The sequence below is a fragment of the Halorarius litoreus genome (genome assembly GCF_024362405.1).
In the GTDB taxonomy this organism is placed as follows: Archaea; Halobacteriota; Halobacteria; order Halobacteriales; family Haloarculaceae; genus Halorarius; species Halorarius litoreus.
The window spans coordinates 2,166,105-2,185,633 of record NZ_CP101454.1; the positions used below are offsets into that span (position 1 = coordinate 2,166,105).

Annotated in this window: 17 protein-coding genes and 1 tRNA gene; 13 read left to right on the plus strand and 5 right to left on the minus strand. The window is 67.7% G+C overall.

Annotated elements, in window-relative coordinates; all coding sequences use genetic code 11:
- Window positions 1–146: 146 nt before the first annotated feature.
- Window positions 147–344 carry a DUF7511 domain-containing protein gene (locus NL126_RS11075; protein WP_255194937.1) on the plus strand — a complete coding sequence of 66 codons (198 nt, stop codon included), beginning with the start codon at window positions 147–149 and terminating at the stop codon, window positions 342–344.
- Here the strand turns inward: NL126_RS11075 and NL126_RS11080 are convergent.
- The gene (locus NL126_RS11080) at window positions 341–907 is read right to left on the minus strand and encodes a metal-dependent hydrolase (protein ID WP_255194938.1); all 567 of its coding nucleotides are present in this window, start codon (window positions 905–907) and stop codon (window positions 341–343) included. The two genes, NL126_RS11075 and NL126_RS11080, sit on opposite strands and share 4 nt — an antisense overlap.
- On the minus strand, window positions 908–1,867 hold the full coding sequence (locus tag NL126_RS11085; protein ID WP_255194939.1) for a DUF1616 domain-containing protein: 960 nt from the start codon (window positions 1,865–1,867) through the stop codon (window positions 908–910).
- A gap of 371 nt (window positions 1,868–2,238) precedes the next feature.
- On the opposite strand from NL126_RS11085, the gene NL126_RS11090 reads away from it, so the two are divergent.
- The 11 genes from NL126_RS11090 to NL126_RS11140 all read left to right on the plus strand — a co-directional run bounded on the left by NL126_RS11090 (window position 2,239) and on the right by NL126_RS11140 (window position 14,190).
- A complete protein-coding gene (locus tag NL126_RS11090) occupies window positions 2,239–3,405 on the plus strand; it encodes a DegT/DnrJ/EryC1/StrS family aminotransferase (protein ID WP_350355450.1) in 1,167 nt (388 codons plus the stop codon).
- Window positions 3,398–4,384, plus strand: coding sequence for a Gfo/Idh/MocA family protein (locus NL126_RS11095; protein ID WP_255194940.1), 987 nt, complete (start codon window positions 3,398–3,400; stop codon window positions 4,382–4,384). Before NL126_RS11090 ends, NL126_RS11095 begins: the two co-directional genes overlap by 8 nt.
- Before the next feature lie 477 nt (window positions 4,385–4,861).
- On the plus strand, window positions 4,862–5,446 hold the full coding sequence (locus NL126_RS11100; protein WP_255194941.1) for an acyltransferase: 585 nt from the start codon (window positions 4,862–4,864) through the stop codon (window positions 5,444–5,446).
- On the plus strand, window positions 5,443–6,849 hold the full coding sequence (locus NL126_RS11105) for a nucleotide sugar dehydrogenase (protein ID WP_255194942.1): 1,407 nt from the start codon (window positions 5,443–5,445) through the stop codon (window positions 6,847–6,849). The genes NL126_RS11100 and NL126_RS11105 overlap by 4 nt, the downstream gene beginning before the upstream one ends.
- Window positions 6,842–8,173, plus strand: a complete 1,332-nt coding sequence (locus tag NL126_RS11110; RefSeq protein ID WP_255194943.1) for a nucleotide sugar dehydrogenase — start codon at window positions 6,842–6,844, stop codon at window positions 8,171–8,173. Before NL126_RS11105 ends, NL126_RS11110 begins: the two co-directional genes overlap by 8 nt.
- Window positions 8,173–9,285, plus strand: a complete 1,113-nt coding sequence (locus NL126_RS11115) for a DUF354 domain-containing protein (RefSeq protein WP_255194944.1) — start codon at window positions 8,173–8,175, stop codon at window positions 9,283–9,285. The genes NL126_RS11110 and NL126_RS11115 overlap by 1 nt, the downstream gene beginning before the upstream one ends.
- Window positions 9,272–10,225 carry a glycosyltransferase family 4 protein gene (locus tag NL126_RS11120; protein ID WP_255194945.1) on the plus strand — a complete coding sequence of 318 codons (954 nt, stop codon included), beginning with the start codon at window positions 9,272–9,274 and terminating at the stop codon, window positions 10,223–10,225. The genes NL126_RS11115 and NL126_RS11120 overlap by 14 nt, the downstream gene beginning before the upstream one ends.
- A 162-nt stretch (window positions 10,226–10,387) precedes the next feature.
- Entirely contained in the window at window positions 10,388–11,029 is a 642-nt protein-coding gene (locus NL126_RS11125) for a DUF7344 domain-containing protein (RefSeq protein WP_255194946.1), read from the plus strand.
- Between the two features lie 102 nt (window positions 11,030–11,131).
- Window positions 11,132–11,533: a helix-turn-helix transcriptional regulator gene (locus tag NL126_RS11130; protein WP_255194947.1), complete on the plus strand. Its 402-nt coding sequence runs from the start codon at window positions 11,132–11,134 to the stop codon at window positions 11,531–11,533.
- Between the two features lie 408 nt (window positions 11,534–11,941).
- Window positions 11,942–13,756: a glutamine--fructose-6-phosphate transaminase (isomerizing) gene (gene glmS / locus NL126_RS11135; protein WP_255194948.1), complete on the plus strand. Its 1,815-nt coding sequence runs from the start codon at window positions 11,942–11,944 to the stop codon at window positions 13,754–13,756.
- A gap of 239 nt (window positions 13,757–13,995) precedes the next feature.
- Window positions 13,996–14,190 (plus strand): DUF7511 domain-containing protein, encoded by a 195-nt coding sequence (locus NL126_RS11140; RefSeq protein ID WP_255194949.1) that lies wholly within the window; start codon window positions 13,996–13,998, stop codon window positions 14,188–14,190.
- Between the two features lie 522 nt (window positions 14,191–14,712).
- Here NL126_RS11140 and NL126_RS11145 read toward each other — a convergent pair.
- Both NL126_RS11145 and NL126_RS11150 read right to left on the minus strand, forming a co-directional pair.
- Window positions 14,713–15,300 (minus strand): type IV pilin domain-containing protein, encoded by a 588-nt coding sequence (locus NL126_RS11145; RefSeq protein ID WP_434084165.1) that lies wholly within the window; start codon window positions 15,298–15,300, stop codon window positions 14,713–14,715.
- A 498-nt stretch (window positions 15,301–15,798) separates the two neighbouring features.
- Window positions 15,799–15,871: transfer RNA gene (locus NL126_RS11150), tRNA-Pro, on the minus strand.
- A 96-nt stretch (window positions 15,872–15,967) separates the two neighbouring features.
- Between NL126_RS11150 and NL126_RS11155 the strand changes: the two genes are divergently transcribed.
- Window positions 15,968–17,656 carry a sensor histidine kinase gene (locus tag NL126_RS11155; protein ID WP_255194951.1) on the plus strand — a complete coding sequence of 563 codons (1,689 nt, stop codon included), beginning with the start codon at window positions 15,968–15,970 and terminating at the stop codon, window positions 17,654–17,656.
- Window positions 17,657–17,663: 7 nt separating this feature from the next.
- Here the strand turns inward: NL126_RS11155 and NL126_RS11160 are convergent, their stop codons facing one another.
- Window positions 17,664–19,502, minus strand: coding sequence for an SLC13 family permease (locus NL126_RS11160; protein WP_255198838.1), 1,839 nt, complete (start codon window positions 19,500–19,502; stop codon window positions 17,664–17,666).
- Window positions 19,503–19,529: the final 27 nt, after the last annotated feature.

Sequence of the window (19,529 nt, forward strand, 5' to 3'; positions counted from 1 at the left end):
CGCCCTCGACCTGCTGAGCCGTCGGCTCACGGCCGTCGTGAACGGTCTTATCTGCCAGCTAAACGGTGCGGAACCGTCTGAACGCAGCACGACAGTCGGCCTCGTTGAAGTGGGTGGTGCTCGAGAGGGAGCGTAGGTGCCCACGAATGGCAACCAGCAACTCCCCCACCGACGCACCGTACGTCATCGACGACGCGTACGAACTGACCACGCGCCTCTCGACCGGCGAGGACGGAACGACGACCTGTACCATCTACCCCGAGAACGTCGAGGCGGAGAAACAGGTCACGACGTGGATCAGCGCCGAGGACGACGCGTTCGTCAACGTCGCCGACTACCGCTAGAGACGCTCTCGTTCTGGCCGTGGCACTCCCGGTGCCCCATCGAGCAGCCACAGCAGCAGTGCCGCCACCAGCGGGCTGAGATACACTGCCAGGAGTAGGTGGTTCTCGGACGCCAGCAGGAACTCGGCCCACTCGACGATGTACGAGAGCGTCCGGTCGAGCGCCGGGCGCTCGCTCGCGTAGCCGGGGAGCGTGACGGTCGGCCACAGTACGCGCTCGACCGTGTACGGCTGCCGGAGCGCGACGGCGAGCAGCACGTCACCGACGAGATGCGAGAGGTAGCCGACGGCGAAGCCGAAGCCGACCGTACTGCGGCCGCGCACGATTAACAGCGCGCCGACCGCGAGACAGACCGGCACCGCGACGAACACCGAGTGGGCCACCGAGTAGCCCGTCGGCGCGAGGTGGAACACCCACGACAGCGACTTGTCGACGAGGTCGGGGAGCTGTGTGCCGACGGCGAGCGCGAGCACGGCGAGGCCAGCGGGCGCGCGACGCTGCCACAGCCGGACGGCCGGCGAGAACAGCAGATAGCCGAACGCGAGGTGTCCCCACGGGAACATCTAGCCGCTCACCGAGATCCACAGATGCGTCTCCCGGTAAGCGTTCTCTGGCGTGGGGGTCTCGGGGACGTCACCACGGTACAGCAGGAACGAGAGCCGGAGTCTGTCCCCGGTCTGCGAGGGCGACACCGACTGCTCGACGTACTTCGTGTTCCCGGCGCCGACGGCCGTGCTGAACCGGTCGAGTTCCGTCCCGTCGAGCGTGATGACTACGGTGTACGGGACGCGCTGGCCCTCGCGGTTCCCGATGGTGACGAACAGTGACTGGCTCTCGCCCGACGAGAACTCGTGGGGGAGCCCCTCGGTGACGTACTCGCCATCCCCATCCTGTGTGGTGAGGTAGAACTCGGTGAACGGGTCGTCGTTCGCCGGGGGTGTCACGGCGGTGTAGCCCGCGGTCGCGACGAGCGTGAGGACGCTCACCGCGAGCAGGACGTTGAAGAACCGGTGGGTTCCGGTGGTCGGCTGGAGCGGTCGCGCGGCCCGGAGGTCGCGGCGTTCCTTCGAGAGGAACCGCGCGACTCTGGCGGTGACTCGTCCAGGTCCGGGGGCGCTGAAGCGGTGTTCGACCGGGAGGCGGACCCGCGCGAGGTACCCGAGCAGCGCCAGCCCGAGGGTCACGCCGCCGATCGTCACCGCCAGCGGCAGGAGCCGGAGCCCGTAGCTGGTGTAGTTCACCACGAACGCGAGCAGCGGCACGAGCGCGAGGCTCATGACGACCGACAGTGCGCCCCGTTCGAGGTCGGAGATGCTCGCCCCCTCCTCGTCGCTGCCGGCGTCGGCTCGCTCGGGGAACAGCACCGCGAGCAACGTGTACCCGGGGAACAACACGACGAGTGGAAGCGCCAGCACGGTTCGCAGGCTCCCGGTCCCGAGCCCGGCGAGCATCGCTGCGACCGTGAACGAGGTCCAGGCGACGACGAGAAGGAGGTCGCCGGTGGACCGAAATGGACGGCTCATCACTCTCGGGTTGCCCGTCTCGCGGGAAAAACGGCCGTGACCGTTCGCTACCGTTTTCTGCGGCTATCTGGTCCCTAAACCGCCGTCCAGAGGGCTTCGACCGTGCGTGCTCCGACGCACAGTACTGGATACCGCGTACGCGCAGACTGGAAGCCGCCACCACACGACCGGACCGCTGCCGATATCGGGGTGAACAGCCGGGTCGCCCCGTTACCGCGTCTATAATAACGGGGGTACGGCGTCACGAGAGGACCAGAAACGGGCGGACGACCCGCCTCACAGAACCATGACCGTACACCACTCACCCCGGGCCGTCTCCGACACGGCCACACGACGGCAGCGGCCGAGGACCAGCCGTCCGCACACTGGCCGTGGCATCGGACTGCCAACGACCGACCGACGACCGCTCACCGGGCCTCAGCGCCGTGGTCACCGTGGGTGAGGTCCCCATCGCCGACCCGCAACTCGGCGTCGAGGAGCGGGAGGCCGTGACCGAGGTCATGGAGTCCGGCCACCTCGTCGCCGGCGACGTGACCACCACCTTCGAGCGGGAGTTCGCCGACTACTGTGGCGCCGACCACGCCGTCGGCACCACCAACGGCACGACCGCGCTCCACGCCGCCCTCGAAGCCGTCGGCGTCCGACCGGGGAACCTCGTCATCACGACGCCGTTCTCGTTCGTCGCGACGGCGAACGCCATCCGGTTCGCCGGCGGCGTCCCGGTGTTCGCGGACGTCGACCCCGAGACGTTCAACCTCGACCCCGAGAGCGTCAGGGAACGCATCGAGGAACTCGACGAGACGCCCGAGGCCATCGTCCCCGTCCACCTCTACGGGCTGCCCGCGGACATGAGCGGGCTGCGGGACATCGCCGACGAGTACGACGCTGCGCTGGTCGCCGACGCCGCACAGGCGCACGGCGCCGAGTTCCACGGCGAGCGCGTCGGCTCTATCGCCGACGTGGCGACGTTCTCGTTCTACCCAACGAAGAACATGACCACCGGCGAGGGCGGGATGGTGACGACGGACGACCCCGACGTCGCGGACGAGGTCCGTCGGTTCATCAACCACGGCCGCCCGCTCGACGGCGACAGCTACGACCACGTCCAGCTCGGGCACAACTACCGGCTGACGAACCTCTCGGCCGCGATCGGCCGCAAACAGCTCGATAAGCTCCCCGCGTTCACCGAGGCTCGCCGCGAGAACGCCCGGAAGCTCGACGAGCGACTGGCCGACACCCCGCTCGAAACGCCGGTCGAACCCACGGGGAGAAAACACGTCTACCACCAGTACACGGTCACGTCGACGGAGCGGGAGACGGTCCGCGAACACTTCGCCGACCACGGGGTCGATACGGCGGTGTACTACCCCGACCCCATCCACGAACTGACCGCGTACGACTACATGGGGACGTCGACGCCCGTCGCGAGCCGGCTCTCCGAGCAGGTGTTCTCGCTGCCGGTCCACCCCGGGCTCGACGACGGCGATATCGAGCAGATCGCGACCGCCGTCGAGGAACTGGAGGTGCCGTATGTCTAAGGGCGCGCCCGTCCACGCCGGCGTCATCGGCGTGGGGACGATGGGGCAGAACCACGCGCGGGTCTACCGGGAGCTCCCGGAGACGGCGCTCTACGGGGTGTACGACGCCGACCGCGACCGCGCCGCACAGGTCGCCGAGACGTACGGCACCGCCGTCGCACCGATGGGCGAACTGCTCGACGCCGTCGACGTCGTCTCGGTCGCGGTGCCGACGCAGTACCACTACGAGACCGTCCGCGAGTGCATCGACGCGGGCGTCGACGTGCTCGTCGAGAAGCCGTTCGTCGAGGACCCGGCGAAGGGCCGGAAGCTCGTCGAGTTCGCCGCGGAGCGGGGCGTGACCCTGCAGGTCGGCCACATCGAGCGGTTCAACCCTGCGACGCGGAAGCTGATGGAGATCGTCGACGACCTCGAAATCATCGCGGTCGACGCCCGCCGGCTCGGCCCGCCCATCGACCGCGACATCGACGACACCGCGGTGATGGACCTGATGATCCACGACCTCGACATCGTCACGGCGCTCGTCGACGACGAGGTCACCAGCGTCGACGCCATCGGCAACCACGACGTCGACTACGCGGCGGCGAACCTCCAGTTCGACTCGGGCATCGTCGCCCAGCTCACCGCGAGCCGGGTCACCCAGGAGAAGGAGCGCCAGCTCTCGCTCTCGGCGAAGCGCTGTCGCGTGAAGGTCGACTACATCGAACAGACCATCGAGATCCACCGCCAGTCGCTCCCCGAGTACGTCGAGGAGGACGGCGACGTGACCTACCACCACGAGAACATCGTCGAGCGCGTCTCCGTCGAGAAGCGCGAACCCCTCAAGAACGAGCTCTCGGCGTTCGTCGAGGCCGCGACCGAGGGGACCGAGCCGGTCGTCACCGGCGAGGACGGCCTCCGGGCGCTCCGGCTCACCCGGACCATCGACGACCTCGCGCGCGAGCGGACCTCGGTCGACCCGCCCGCGCCGACCCAGTAACCGATTCGAGACGGCGCTCCGGCCGCCCCCATTCCCGGCACGCGTTCTCGCTCAGTTTCGTTCGTTCCGTACTCGTCGACCCCTCGTTCCGTACTCGTCGACCCCTCGTTCCGTACTCGTCGACCCCTCGTTCCGTACTCGTCGACCCCTCGTTCCGTACTCGTCGACCCCTCGTTCCGTACTCGTCGACCCCTCGTTCCGTACTCGTCGATACCCACTGCCCAGCGGCGCGTGGGCTCAGCCCGATTGAAGCGCCACGTTCGGCCCTAGTACCGCCCTAAGCCGCGCCTTACGTCGCAGATAAGAAAGCGGGGGCAGCGAGGAGTGCGGACCACACGCGAGTAGCCGCGACGGCTACCGCCCCCGAACACACATGACACTCTCGAAGAAGACGCTCGGCCTACTGGGAATCGCATCGCTGGCGTTGCTCTACCGAACCGCCGCGAACCGCGGCGACGCAGCCACGGAGGTGTGACGATGGCGCGCCATCGCCTCGGCGACGACTGTCACGTCGACGAGGGTGCCACGGTCGGCTACGAGCACGACCCCGACGCCGAGCCGGCGGTCCTCGGTGACCGGGCGACGGTCCGCGCGGGGACCATCGTCTACACGGGCGTCGAGGCCGGCGACGACTTCACGACCGGCCACAACGCGCTCGTCCGTGAGGACACCACGCTGGGCGACGACGTTGTCGTCGGCACCGACACCGTCATCGACGGCGCCACGACGGTCGGCTCGGACGTGAGCCTCCAGACCGGCGTGTACGTCCCGACGAACACCACCATCGGGTCGAACGTGTTCGTCGGGCCGAAGGCGACGCTCACGAACGACCCGTACCCGGTGCGGCGAGACGTCGACCTCGAGGGGCCGACCATCGAGAACGGCGCCTCCGTCGGCGCGAACGCGACCCTGCTCCCCGGCGTCACGGTCGGTGAGGGGGCGTTCGTCGCCGCGGGCGCGGTCGTCACCGAGGACGTCCCACCCGAGACGCTCGCGGTCGGCACGCCCGCCGAGTACCGTGACCTGCCTGCGGACCTCGCGGGGGTGAACACGCTCGCATGACGCCCGCCGTCCACACCACCCACGCCACGCCGTACGCGAACGAGTTGTCTGACCGCGACGTGAGCCAGGCGTTCCGCGCGGGCGACTTCCCGGTCGCCGTCTACGGGCTCGGGAAGATGGGCCTCCCGCTCGCGGCCGTCTACGCGGAGACCTGCGGGACCGTCACGGGCGTCGATATCGACCCCGCGGTCGCCGAGGCCGTCGACCGCGGTGAGAGCCCGGTCGACGAGCCAGGCCTGGACGCCCTCGTCGGCGAACTGGTCGCCGACGGGGCCCTCTCGGCGACGACCGACGTGACCGCGGCCGCTCGCGAGGCCGAGATTCACGTCGCCATCGTCCCGACGCTGGTCACCGACACCGACGAGCCGGACCTCTCGGTCGTCGAGGAGCTGATGACCGACGTCGCCGCTGGCCTGTCGCCGGGCGACCTCGTCGTCCTCGAGTCGACGGTGCCGCCGCGGACCTGCGAGGACCGCGTGCTCCCGCTGCTCGAAGCCGAGAGCGGGCTCTCCCGCGGCGAGTTCGGCCTCGCCTTCTGTCCGGAGCGGACCTCCAGCGGTCGCGCGCTCGAAGACATCCGGGGCGCCTATCCCAAGATCGTCGGCGGCGTCGACGCCGAGAGCACGCGCGTCGCGTCGGCCATCTACGACCAGCTCACCGACAACCGAGTCATCACGGTCGCCGACGCGACCACCGCGGAGGCCGTCAAGGTGTTCGAGGGCGTCTACCGCGACGTCAACATCGGGCTGGCGAACGAACTCGGCCAGCACGCCCGGGAGCTGGGCATCGACGTGACCGAGGCCATCGAGGCCGCGAACACCCAGCCGTTCTGTGAGATCCACGACCCCGGTGCCGGCGTCGGGGGCCACTGTATCCCCTACTACCCGCACTTCCTCATCGAGGAGTTCGACACGGAGTCGCGGCTGATGGAGACGGCCCGGCAGGTGAACGAGGAGATGCCCGAGTACACCGCGAGCGCCGCCGTCGACGGACTGGTCGACGTGGGGCTCGGCCCCGCGAACGCGCGGGTGCTCGTCCTCGGGCTGACCTATCGACCTGGTGTGGACGAACTCCGCGCGACGCCCGCGCTCCCCATCGTCGGCCACCTCTCCACGGTGGGCGCGGACGTCGAGGCGGTCGACCCCGTCACCGACGACACCGAGGCGTTCGAGCGCGCGGGGGCGACCATCCGCGACCTCGACGACCTCGACGACCTCGACGGCGAGACGTACGACGCCGTCGTGCTCGTCACCGACCACCCAGAGTTCGAGACGCTGGACGTACCGGGGCTCGCCGACAACACCGAAGACGCGCCGCTGGTCGTCGTCGACGGCCGGCAGGCGCTGACGGCGTTACGTGGCGAGGACGCGGTTCACTACCGGGGGGTGGGCATCAATGTCTGAAGCCGGCACGCTCACGCCCGAGGCGACGCCCGCAGAGGTCGAGTCGTCGACCGTCTGTATCGTCGGCCTCGGCTACGTCGGCATCCCGCTGAGCCTCGGCTTCGACGAGGAGGGGCTCGACGTCATCGGCTTCGACATCGACCGCGAGAAGGTCGAACGACTCGCCGACGGCGAGGACGTCACCGGCGACCACGGCGACGAGGTGGTCGCCGAGAGCGACGTCGAGTTCACGGCCAACGAGGCACACATCTCGCAGGCCGACTACGTCATCATCACCGTCCCGACGCCGGTCGACGACTCGAAGAACCCGAACCTCGACTTCGTGACGGCCGCCGGGCGGACCGTCGGCGAGTACATGAGCGAGGGCACGACGGTCGTCCTCGAGTCGACAGTCTATCCGGGCGTCACCCGCGAGGTGCTCGGGCCGGCTATCGAGGACGCCTCCGGGCTCGAGATGGAGGACGAGTTCAACCTCGGCTACTCGCCCGAGCGGCTCTCGCCGGGTGAGGAGGGGCGCGGGCTCCGCGACGTCAAGAAGATCGTCAGCGGCGACACCGACCAGACGCTCGCGGAGCTGGCGGCGCTGTACGGGCTGGTCGTCGACGCGGGCATCTACCGCGCCCCCTCCATCGAGACGGCGGAGGCCGCGAAGGTCACCGAGAACGTCCAGCGCGACGTGAACATCGCGCTCGTGAACGAGCTCGCCGTCGTCTGTGACCACCTCGGCATCGACAGCGACGAGGTGCTCGACGCCGCCGGGACGAAGTGGAACTTCCACGACTACCGCCCCGGACTCGTCGGCGGCCACTGTATCCCGGTCGACCCGCTGTACCTCGCTCACGGCTCCGAGCGGGCGGGCTACTCGCCGGACCTCATCCTGACGGGCCGCGAGGTCAACGAGTACATGCCGAAACACGCCGCGGAACTCACGCTCCGCGCGCTCAACGAGAGCGGGAAGGTGCTCAAGGACTGCCGCCTGCTCGTCCTCGGGCTCGCGTACAAGCCGAACGTCGGCGACATCCGCACCTCCGAGGTCGGCGGCGTCATCTCCGAACTGGAGACGTACGGCATCGATCTGGTGGGCCACGACCCCCACGCCCCCGACGACGCGGTCCGCGAGCAGTTCGGCATCGAGACCGTCGACGACCCCGCCTTCGAGGGGTACGACGGTGTCGTCCTCGCGACGCCGCACGCCGCGTACGACGACCTCGACGTCGAGGCGATGGCCGAGGCGATGAACGACGACCCCGTCCTGCTGGACGTGATGGGCTCGCGTGACGAAGCCCGCGTCCGCGGGGCCGGGTTCACCTACCGGAAGCTGTGATGGCGACGCGCACCGACCCCGCCTCGGCGGCGACCCCCGATGGCGACGCCGCGGTCGACCCCGGGGCGATCGAGCCGATGGACGTCGTGGTGACGATGCAGCATCCCGCGCACGTCCACTTCTTCAAGCACGCTATCCGGCGGCTGGAGGACGGCGGCCACACGGTCCACGTGTTCGCCCGCGACAAGGCGGTCACGGCCGACCTGCTCGAGGCGTACGACATCGACCACGAGCTGCTCGCGGGCGCGGCACCGGGGTCGCTCCCGGGACTGGCGCGCACTCAGCTGACCTACGAGGTGCGGCTGCTCCGGCGCGCGCTGGCCATCAGGCCGAACGTGATGGCTGCCATCGGTGGCGTCGCCGTCTCGCACGTCGCGGCGCTCGTCGGCGCGCGCAGCGTCGTCTTCACCGACACCGAACACGCCGACCTCATCAATCGGCTGGCGTTCCCCGTCGCCGACCGCGTCGTGACGCCGACGTGTTTCCACGAGTCCGTCGACGGCGACCATCGGACGTACCCCGGCTACCACGAACTCGCGTATCTCCATCCGGACCGGTTCGAGCCGGACCCGTCGGTGCCGCGCGACCTGGGGCTCGACCCCGACGAGCGGTTCGTGGTCCTCCGGGTCATCTCGTGGGACGCCTCGCACGACGTGGACGCGAGCGGCTTCGACAGCGTCCGTGAGGTCGTGGAGCGGCTGGAGGCAACCGGCGCACGCGTCCTCGTCGCCGCCGAGGGCGACGACGTGCCGCCCGCCGTGGCCGACCGGCAGGTCTCCGTCGAGCCCCACCGGATGCACGACCTGCTCGCGTACGCCGACCTGTTCGTCGGTGAGGGCGCGACGATGGCTGCCGAGAGCGCCGTCCTCGGGACGCCGGCCGTCTACGTCAACACGCTCCGGATGGGCTACACGGACGAACTTGAAGCCCGCTACGGCCTGCTCGTCAACTGTCAGGGGGCGTTCCGCCACCAGCGCGCGCTGGAGGTCGCCGAGCGACTCCTCGACGACGAGGCGACCGACTGGGCCGCCCGCCGGGAGCGACTCCTCACGGAGAGCGTCGATACGACCGAGACCGTCCTGGAGGTGCTGCTCGACGGTGGCCGCGACTGAGCCGACCGCGGCGACGGTCGAGCGCGAGACCGATCTCCGCGTCCTCCAGGTGGCGACCACCGAGCGGTCGTTCTTCACCCAGCAGGTCGAGGCGCTCGAAGCACGCGGCGTCTCGTGTACGACGGTGACCGTCCCGCACCCCGACGAGGGGAGCCGTGGCCCCCTGGAGTACGCGCGGTTCTACGCCGAGACGGTCCGAGAGGCGGTCGCCGGGCACGACCTCGTCCACGCGAACTACGGGCTCGTCGGCCCGCTGGCGCTCGCCCAGCCGGTTCGTCCCGTGGTGTTGACGCTGTGGGGGTCGGAACTGTTGAGCGACCGCGGCTGGCTCGACCGCTGGAGCCGAGTCGCTGCCCGCCACAGCGACGCGGTCGTCGTCCCCTCACAGCGGCTCGCGGCCGAACTCGACGAGTCACACGACCTCGTCCCGTTCGGCGTCGACACCGAGCGGTTCCGGCCCATCGACCGGGCCCGGGCCCGCGAACGGGTCGGCTGGGTCCCCGACCGTCGACACGTCCTCTTCCCGTACGACCCGACGCGGCCGGTGAAGAACTTCCCGCGTGCCGAACGGGTCGTCGGGCGGCTCCCCGACGACGTGGTCCTCCAGACCGTCTCGGGGGTCGCGTACGACGAGATGCCGTACTACATGAACGCGAGCGACGCCCTGCTCGTGGCCTCCGACTACGAGAGCGGGCCGATGGTGGTGAAAGAGGCCGCCGCCTGTAACGTCCCCGTCGTCTCGACGGACGTCGGGTTCGTCGCAGAGGTGCTCGACGGCGTGTCGAACAGCGCCGTCGCGCGGTCGGAGTCGGCGCTCGTCGACGCGCTCTCGACGGTCCTGGGCCGCCGAAGCGACGGCCGGTCGACGGTCGACACCCTCGGCGTCGACCAGATGGCCGAGCAGTTGCTCGGGACCTACCGGCGCGTCCTGACCGGGTGACGACCGTCCCCCGCGTTCTCCGCCTGTCTCCCAGAACCCCTCAGAGATCGGCTGAGTGGCGCGGTTACACGTGTCGTAACCAGCCTGGAACGAACGAAACTGGATGCAAGCCCACGGAACGACTGCCCCCGTTTGTATGGCTCCGCGTCGTTCGTTCAGTTGATGAATATGACTCCGTCCGAGGAGCCACTCCAGGGTTCGCACCTCCCGTCCTCCCTCGGTACAGCCCCGGTCGCTCAAGGCGACCTCTTTCACGCCCTCCAGAACGAACGGCGGCGACTCGTCCTCCGCTGCCTGCGCGCGCGAGACGAGCCTGTCGAGGTGTCGGTCCTCGTCGAACAGGTCGGGGCACTGGAAGCCGCCAGCGACGAGGTGTCCGAGGCGGACCGCCAGCGAATCCGCGTCGACCTCTTGCAGTCCCAGCTCCCGAAACTCGACCAGCTGGGGTTCGTCGACTACGACGCGCACGCCGGGGTCGTCACCCCCACGGGAGCGCTCTCGACAGCTACCGCGTACCTCGCCGACGCCCCCGACGTGGCGGCGACCCCGACGGTGGACCAGTCGGCCGAATCGGTGCTGGCCGACCAACCCGCCGAGTCGGCGACGGGCGGCACCTGGCTCCGGTACTACACGGCCGCGACCAGCGTGAGCGCACTCCTCGTGGGTCTCGCAGTGTTCGGTCCCGTCGTCGCCATCTCGCTGTCGTTCAAGGTCGCTGCCGCCCTCGTCGCTGGCATTCACGCCGTCCTGACGGCTGGGCTGTTCGTCGACCGCGTCACCTCGTCGCACTCGACCCGCGAGTGACTGATGGAGACGCCGTCAGCGATAGCATTCGCGATTCGTCTCGACTTCGCCACGCTTGCAGCAGCGGGTGTGGACTCAGGCCCGGCTGCGCTGGTATCCCACGTGGGTGGCCCTGCCTTCCTCGCGCTCCCCGCCGTCAGCGTGGGCGTCGGGCTCCTCCTCGCCGGGGTGACTCTGATAGTGGCCGTGGCTGCCCGACGGTTCGGCTGGGCCTCCAAGCCGTCGACAGGCGCTGCGTCCACCGATTCCGGCGTCGATTCGGACACTGATTCATCCGTGGCTCCACCATCGAGCGTCACCGGCCTCGACGACGAGGAGGCGTTCGTCGTCGACCTGCTCCACTCGACAGGCGGGCGGCTCCAGCAGTCGGCTATCGTCGAGGCGTCCGACTGGTCGAAATCGAAGGTTAGCCGCCTGCTCTCGCGGATGGAGCGGGACGGACTCGTCGAGAAGGTGTCGGTCGGCCGCGAGAACGTCGTCCTGCTCACGCTCGACGATCCGTGACGCCCGCCGTTCGTCCCCGCCAGCCGTTTACCGTCTGACAAACGCCGTTGCAGCGGGTTTTATCGGCCGGCAAACGCTGTTGCACGACGCTTATCTGGCTGCTAACGGTCGCCCGGATGCGACGCCGGCTGGTTGGCGTCCTGCCCCTCTGTCGGACGTGAAAACGGGCGTTCGCACGGACGCCGTCGGCAGCACTGTCGGCGGACCCATCGGCGGTCGGCTCGCTTATTCTGTTTATAGTAATGGGGTGTTCGGTCGTCCGTGGAGTCACGCCAGTACACGGAGCCCCGACCTCCGTGGGAACACAATGATTCACGATACAGCCTCCCGGATGGGTCCGCTCATCGGACGCCCACGTGCCGACGTACCGCGCTCCAGCCTCACTCCGGAACGAGGAGGGCACTGACGATGTGTGGTATCATCGCGTGCATCGGCCGCACCGACACGGTCGACCGCGTCGTCGAGGGGCTCGAGAACCTCGAGTACCGGGGCTACGACTCCGCCGGTATCGCCGTCCGAAACGACGACGGCGTGGCCGTCGACAAGCACGCCGGGAAGATCAGCGAGCTCAAACACTCCATCGTCGACGAGCTTCCCGACGGGACCATCGGCATCGGCCACACCCGGTGGTCGACGCACGGTCCGCCGACGGACGCGAACGCCCACCCGCACACGGGCGAGACAGGTGACGTCGCGGTCGTCCACAACGGCATCATCGAGAACTACGACACGCTCCGCGACGAGCTGACGGCCGAGGGTCGGACGTTCACGAGTGACACCGACACCGAGGTCGTCCCCCACCTCATCGAGAAACACCTCGAGGACACGGACGACGTGGAGACGGCGTTCCGCCGCGCCGTCGACGAACTCGACGGGAGCTACGCCATCGTCGCGGTCGCCGCCGACAGCGACACCGTCTACGCTGCCCGCCAGGACTCGCCGCTCGTCGTCGGCTACGGCGACGGCTGTCACTACCTCGCGAGCGACGTCCCCGCGTTCCTCGAACACACCGACCAGGTGTCGTTCCTCGAAGACGGCGACGTCGCGGCCGTCACCGACGAGACGGTCGACATCACCGACGCTGATGGCGAATCGGTCTCCCGCGAGCGCGAGACGGTCGACTGGAACGCCGAGGAGACGGTCAAGGGCCAGTACGAGCACTTCATGCTCAAGGAGATCGACAGCCAGCCCAACGCCATCAGCAACACCCTGCAGGGGCGCATCGACGGCGACGACGTCGTCCTCGAGGAGTTCCCGGAGGGGACGTTCGCGGACGTCTCGGCCGTCCAGTTCGTCGCCTGCGGCACCTCGTACCACGCGGGGCTGTATGCGGCTCGACTGCTCAACAAACTCGACGTGCCGGCGACGGCCCACCGCGCCAGCGAGTACGCGAGCGGTGACATCCCGGTCTCGGCTGACACGCTCGCCGTCGCCGTCACGCAGAGCGGCGAGACGGCCGACACCCTCGCCGCGCTCCGGCTGGCACAGGAGAAGGGCGCGCAGACGACGACCGTGACGAACGTCGTCGGCTCGACGGCCGCCCGCGAGGTCGAGACGCCGCTGTACATCCGTGCCGGTCCCGAAATCGGGGTCGCAGCGACCAAGACGTTCTCCTCGCAGGTCGTCACGCTCTCGCTGCTGGCCGAGCGCGTCGCCGAGGACAGCCCGGTCGGGACGGTCCGGTCGGACCGCGCCGCGTTCCTCGACGCCCTCCAGCGCATCCCGGAGCAGATCGACGAGGTGCTCGAACGGTCGACCGCCGAACACGTCTGCCGGTCCCACGTCCACGACGACGCGTACTTCTTCATCGGCCAGGGTACCGCCTGCCCGGTCGCGAAGGAGGGGGCGCTGAAGTTCAAGGAGATCACCTACGAGCACGCCGAGGGGTTCGCCGCGGGCGAGCTGAAACACGGCCCGCTCGCGCTCGTCACCCCCGACACGGTCGTGTTCGCGATGTTCACCGGCGGTGACCGCGACACGAAGACGCTCAACAACGCCAAGGAGGTCCAGGCGCGCGGCGCGGACATCGTCGCCGTCGCCCCCGAGGGCGTCGACCTCGACGAGTGCACCGACGAGGTGCTCCGCGTCCCGTCGACGCACCCCGACCTCACGAGCCTGCTGACGAACGTGCAGCTCCAGCTCGTGTCGTACCACGCGGCGAACCTGCTCAACCGCGAGATCGACAAGCCGCGGAACCTCGCGAAGAGCGTCACCGTCGAGTAGCTATCGCGTCCCGGTCCTGTTCTCGGGGTGGCTCGGGCTGCCCCCCGCGTGAATCAGCTCCGTCGATGACAGAACGACCGTTCAGACGGTTCTTCCCGTCCGGTTTTCAAGGCTTCCGCGTTCGTTCGGCTCTAAGTTGGGTGTGAACATATCTCATTCGAGTACTGGTGAACCGTTTGAACCGCTCTCACGGTCTGGCCGATTGAAGTGGGGTCTCGCCTATCTCTTGGACGAATACGATGGGTGCTTCCAACCACACTACCGACACCCGCGTCGGCCCTGCCACGCCCGAGCTGCGTGCCGCCGTCGCGACCGCAGACGACGGGACCGAACTCTGTACGATCTACCCGACGCACGCCGACGGCGAGACACAGACCTCGACGTGGGTCTGTGCCGAAGCAGGGTCGTTCGTGGCGCTCAGGGACGTTCGGTGATCGGTCGGGTTTGACTCGTGGTACGCGTCTGGTCGTCCCGACTCGCGGATATAGGGCCTTGCTGGCCCGATTCGCCGACACCGCTAACGACGACGTAGGTTCGTGCCCACCGCCGGCGTGTCTCGCGCGGACAGTCACAGAGCCAGAGCGGCACTCGCACGTCGGTCTCGACTTTCGTCCTGATGGGCGCCTTCAGCACCCCGGCGAGGTACCCGAGCATCGCGCCATCGGATTCTGGGCGCCGCTCGGGCACGCGCCCGTCTCGCGTCCGCACGGTACCACCAGTTGTGGATGTAGTTCGGGTTGAGCTCGAGCTCACCTGCGGTGTCGCCTTTACTCGCGTCGGGGTGCGCGTCCTTGTAGTCACGGACGCGCTGATAGTCCCGGACACGTTGCCAGCTATCGTCCTCGTACGTTGCGCTGAGCGCGAGTTCCTGGTTGAGGCGTCCGGGGAGGGATATCGCGATGTAGTAGCACCTACTCGGTGTGGACGCTGAAAAATGTGACCGCTGAATGCGGTGGTTAGCTCGGGACGGTCGACTGTCCGATGGTCTGCGAGGACCCGCCTGAAGGCGAGGTCCACACGATGCGGACTGAGTCGCCGCTCTCGATAGGTTCTGCCGTACCAGTACTCAGGCCGAGCGTGCCGTCGCTCGCCGTCGTGGTTCCAGGAACAACCGGATTGGCGCTGTCCGAGTTTGACACATGGAGCTTTGCAGAGCTACCTGTCGAGATGGTTCCACTAAATGGAGCCACTACGGTGTTATCAGAGTCGTCTGGTCCAGCAATCGTGTATGTAGGGTTACCGTCCACAAGTATTTCTACGTTATCGGCACTCACATCTTCTCCACCAGTGTGCGTGACTTCGATCTGCGTGAGGTCGATATTGTCGGTATCATCGTCTGTGCCCTCCGAGGCGTCGTCAAATGTAATCGTAGAGTATTCGAACTGGAAGTTCGGCTGCGGGGAACTATCCTGGACGTTCTCGCCGAGGCCGAGGACGAACGTCCCGATCACGGCAGCGAGAATGACGGTGATCGCGACCATCAGAATCACGCCGATGACGGGGGACACCGCGTCCTCGTCAGCGAATAGGTTTTTAAGTTGCATTTCTTTCTGCTCCCGCGTCGGTCGGGCGTGGTACACCGGACTTACTCGCCCCGTGTGGGCGACGCCTGTGAACCCTACCAACCCGCTGACGCGTTGGATAACGGCCACGCATCAACTGGTATAATAAACTTTGGCGATTACGGCTCTCGAACCCCGAATAATGGGCCATTAAGGAGTCTATTCACCGTTTGGTGGCTACCAGAACCTTTCATCGCAGGTAGTGATGGGAGAATATTACCTGGTAATATTGTCTGAATGAAATGTGTCTTGCGGGCGCGCGGGTAGGTTTCGACTGGAGGTCGAGCACAATGTGTGGTAATACACATATAGATTAGATCCGGTCGACGTTGTGTTGACCCGGTGGGCACGACGAGCAGAATACTGTTCAAGCGGCCCGGGGCCGAATGGATTTGATCCACGGTCGGAGCAAGCTCCTCCCTAGTTCAAATCCGGTCGAACGGTACGCGTCGCTCGTCACCTTGTTCCTCGCAGACGCGATGGGATCGCCCGGATTTGAACCGGGGTCACAGGCACCCAAGGCCTGGAGTATACCAAGCTAACCCACGATCCCGTATCCCGGACAAACCGGTGCGACGGTGAAAGCGTTTCGTTCGACGGCCGGGGTTCAGGGGGAGACACTCAAGTACCGCACGGCGAAACTGGGGGTGTGCAGCAGTTTCTCGGTCTCGACCCGCTGCTCGCCGCCTACGTCGCAGCCTTCGGGGTTGCGGCACTCGCGTGCTTCGGGGGACTCACTCGGCTCGGTGCGCTCGACCATGCGGACACGGAGCGGGGGTTGCGCTGGCTGCTCCGTCTGAGCGGCACGTGGGCCGCGTTCCACGTCGCGTTCCTCGTCGTTCCGGCGACGAATCTCAAACTCCTCGCCTACTACGCCGGACTCACCGTGGGCTTCGCGACGGTCGGTGCGTGGCTCTACTTCTGTTCGGCGTACACCGGCCGGAACCTCCACCGCGTGCCCGGCTATCGCCGGCTCGCGGTCGCGGTGTTCCTCGTCGTCATCGCGGTCAAGTACACCAACCCGCTCCACGGGCTCTACTTCACGGCGACGGTGGCGTCGACACCGTTCCCCCATCTCGCCGTCGAGCACCAGCTGTTCCACTGGCTCGCGATGGGGCTGTCGTATCTGCTCGCTGGCATCGGCTACTTCATGCTCCTCGAACTGTTCGCCCAATCCGGCGACAACACCCGTCCGCTGGCCGTGCTCGTCGGACTCACCGGGCTCCCGGTCGTCCTCGACATCGCGGGTCGACAGCTCCCGGTACTGATCGATATGACGTACGAGCCGCTCGGCGTGGCCGCGTTCGCCGTCGGGGTGCTGTTCCTGTTTTACGACCGATTCCGGGCGATTCGGCTCGTGGGCACGCCCACGGAACCGGCGGTGTTCCTCACCGCCGCCGACCGCATCCGTGACGCCAACGAGGAGGCCACGTCGGCGTTCCCGGAACTCGAGGGCGCCACGGGCCAGCCGTTCGTGGACGTGCTCCCGGACGTCGCTGCGGCCCTCGGTGCCGACACGGACGCGAACGTCGTCGAACTCGACCGCAACGGTGACACGCAGTTCTATCGCGTCTCGACGACGCCGCTCAGCTTCGGTACCAGCACGGCCGGCAGGGTCGTCGTCCTCACCGACGTGACGCAGGCCGAGCAGTATCGACAGGAGGTCGAACGACAGAACGAGCGCCTCGGCCAGTTCGCCAGCGTCGTCTCACACGACCTGCGAAACCCGCTGAACGTCGCCATCGGTCGGACCCAACTCGAACGTGAAACGCGGGACAGCGAACATCTCGAAGCGGCCGCTACTGCACTCGTCCGGATGCAGCGACTCATCGACGACGTGCTGACGCTCGCTCGCGAGGGCGAGGACATCGGTGAACAGGAGTCGGTCTCACTGGCGGTGCAAGCCCGGCAGGCGTGGGAGAGCATCGACGCCCCCGATGCCACGCTCGAGGTGGAAGCCGACGGCCAACTTCGCGCCGACGCCTCACGCCTCCAGCAACTGCTGGAGAACCTGTTCCGGAACTCGGTTCTACACGGCACCGGGGACGCGTCGGGGCCGGATAATGAAACTGACGCCGTGACGGTTCGGGTCGGCTGGCTCGACGGCGACTCGGGGTTCTACGTCGAGGACGACGGCCGAGGCATCCCAGTCGCGGACCGTGACCAGGTGTTCGAGTTCGGGCACAGTTCCGACCCGGAGGGGAGTGGTCTCGGACTCGCCATCGTCCAGACGATCGCCGAGGCACACGGCTGGCGCGTCGACGTGACCGAAAGCGGGACCGGTGGCGCACGCTTCGAGCTCCGGGGTGTGACGCTGGTTCGCATGGAGTCGCCCTAACCCGACGTCACGGCGTGACGCCGTACAGCACCGCGATGCCGAGCGTTGTGACCACCGCGAACAGCAACTGGAGGGGCGTGCCGACCTTCACGTAGTCGGTGAATCGGTAGCCGCCGGGACCGTAGACGAACAGGTTGGTCTGGTAGCCGACGGGCGTCATGAACGCCGTCGACGCGGCGAACGTCACTGCGAGGATGAACGCAAACACGCTCGCGCCCAGCTGGATGGCGGCGTCCGCGGCGACGGGAATCATCAGCACGACCGCGGCGTTGTTCGAGACGATGTTGGTGAGCGTCGCAGTCACGATGTAGAGGAGGCCGAGGACGCCCAGTACGGGCAACGCGGCGGAACTCATCACGACGAGTTCGGCGAGGAAGTCGGCGCCGCCGGTCGCCTCCATGGCGATGCCGAGCGGGATGACGCCCGCGAGCAGGAAGATGACGTCCCACTGGACAGAGTCGTACACCTCTGTCGGCTTCAGACAGCCAGTGAGCACCATCCCGAGCGCCCCGGTGAGCGCCGCGACGACGATGGGAACCGGCGTCAGGGCGGCGACGCCCACGACCCCGAGGATGAGCGCCACCGCCACCGGAATCTTCGACTGGCGGAAATCGGGGCGCTTGACCTCCTGGGCGACGATGAAGTTCCGGTTGTCGTTCAGGCGGTCGATGGAGTCGCTCGTCGCCTGCACGAGCAGGGTGTCACCCACCCGGAGCTGCATCCGATCGAGCCGGTTGCGGACGAGCTCGCCCCCTCGCCGGAGCGCGAGGACGGTCGCGTCGTACCGCTGCCGGAAGTTCGTCGAGGCGAGCGACTCACCCACCAGAAACGAGCCGGGGGCGATGACGACTTCGACGAGGTTCTGACCACGCTCGGCTATCTCGAGTTCGTCCTCGTCGACGGTCACGTCGGGGACCATGTCCATCCCCTCCTCGTCGAGCAGGTCGACGAGCGTGTCGCGGTCGGTGCGGACGGCGAACACGTCGCCCGCCTGGATGGTCTTCGGGCCGAGCGGTTCGAGGAACACCTCGTCACCCCGAATCAACTGGATGAGGTCGACGTCCAAGTCGGTCTCCTTCAGCGCCTCCAGCACCGTCTGGCCGACGATGGGTGAGTCCTCGCGGACTTGCACCTCCGTGAGGTACTCGGCCATCTCGAACTCCTCGGTGAGGTCGTCGCGGGGCTTGATGCGCTCCGGGACGAGCCAGCGGCCGACGGTCATCAGGTAGATGACGCCCGCGATGCCGACGACGACGCCGAGCGCCGTGAACTCGAACATCGAGAACGGCCGGCCGAGAAACTCGGGCCGGGAGGCGATTTCGCTCGCGAGGATGTTGGTGGAGGTGCCGATGAGCGTGAGCGTCCCGCCAAACATCGACGCGAACGACAGCGGCATCAGCAGCTTCGACGGCGAGGTCTTCCCCTCGTGTGCGAGGTCGGTCACCATCGGCAGGAGGATGGCGACCGCCGCCGTGTTGTTGATGAACCCGGAGATGGGGCTGACGACGCCGATGATGGCGCCCAGTTGCTTCGTCTCGCTGTCGCCGGTGAGCGCCGCGATCTTCCGCCCGAGAATCTGGACGACACCCGTTCGCTGGACGCCCGCCGAGAGGATGAACATCGCGAGGACGGTGATGGTCGCGCTGCTGGCGAACCCGGAGATGCCCTGCTCGGCCGAGATGGGGTCGATAGGTGCTCCGAGGAGCCCCATCTCGGCCAGCGGCGTGGTGACCGGCCCCAGGAGCATCAGCGTCACCATGATGCCGATGGCGGTGATGTCGATGGGCACTGGCTCGAGCGCGAACAGCACCAGCGCCGCGAGGATGATGCCGAACACGACGACCATCCCCGCGGTTATCTCCGGAAGTGCCAC

What these genes read in the sequence shown, in the direction of transcription:
- NL126_RS11075 (WP_255194937.1), top strand. Translation starts at nt 147, where the DNA reads ATGGCAACCAGCAACTCCCCCACCGACGCACCGTACGTCATCGACGAC.
- NL126_RS11080 (WP_255194938.1), bottom strand. Translation starts at nt 907, where the DNA reads ATGTTCCCGTGGGGACACCTCGCGTTCGGCTATCTGCTGTTCTCGCCG.
- NL126_RS11085 (WP_255194939.1), bottom strand. Translation starts at nt 1,867, where the DNA reads ATGAGCCGTCCATTTCGGTCCACCGGCGACCTCCTTCTCGTCGTCGCC.
- NL126_RS11095 (WP_255194940.1), top strand. Translation starts at nt 3,398, where the DNA reads ATGTCTAAGGGCGCGCCCGTCCACGCCGGCGTCATCGGCGTGGGGACG.
- NL126_RS11100 (WP_255194941.1), top strand. Translation starts at nt 4,862, where the DNA reads ATGGCGCGCCATCGCCTCGGCGACGACTGTCACGTCGACGAGGGTGCC.
- NL126_RS11105 (WP_255194942.1), top strand. Translation starts at nt 5,443, where the DNA reads ATGACGCCCGCCGTCCACACCACCCACGCCACGCCGTACGCGAACGAG.
- NL126_RS11110 (WP_255194943.1), top strand. Translation starts at nt 6,842, where the DNA reads ATGTCTGAAGCCGGCACGCTCACGCCCGAGGCGACGCCCGCAGAGGTC.
- NL126_RS11115 (WP_255194944.1), top strand. Translation starts at nt 8,173, where the DNA reads ATGGCGACGCGCACCGACCCCGCCTCGGCGGCGACCCCCGATGGCGAC.
- NL126_RS11125 (WP_255194946.1), top strand. Translation starts at nt 10,388, where the DNA reads ATGAATATGACTCCGTCCGAGGAGCCACTCCAGGGTTCGCACCTCCCG.
- glmS (WP_255194948.1), top strand. Translation starts at nt 11,942, where the DNA reads ATGTGTGGTATCATCGCGTGCATCGGCCGCACCGACACGGTCGACCGC.
- NL126_RS11140 (WP_255194949.1), top strand. Translation starts at nt 13,996, where the DNA reads ATGGGTGCTTCCAACCACACTACCGACACCCGCGTCGGCCCTGCCACG.
- NL126_RS11145 (WP_434084165.1), bottom strand. Translation starts at nt 15,300, where the DNA reads ATGCAACTTAAAAACCTATTCGCTGACGAGGACGCGGTGTCCCCCGTC.
- NL126_RS11160 (WP_255198838.1), bottom strand. Translation starts at nt 19,502, where the DNA reads ATGGTCGTCGTGTTCGGCATCATCCTCGCGGCGCTGGTGCTGTTCGCG.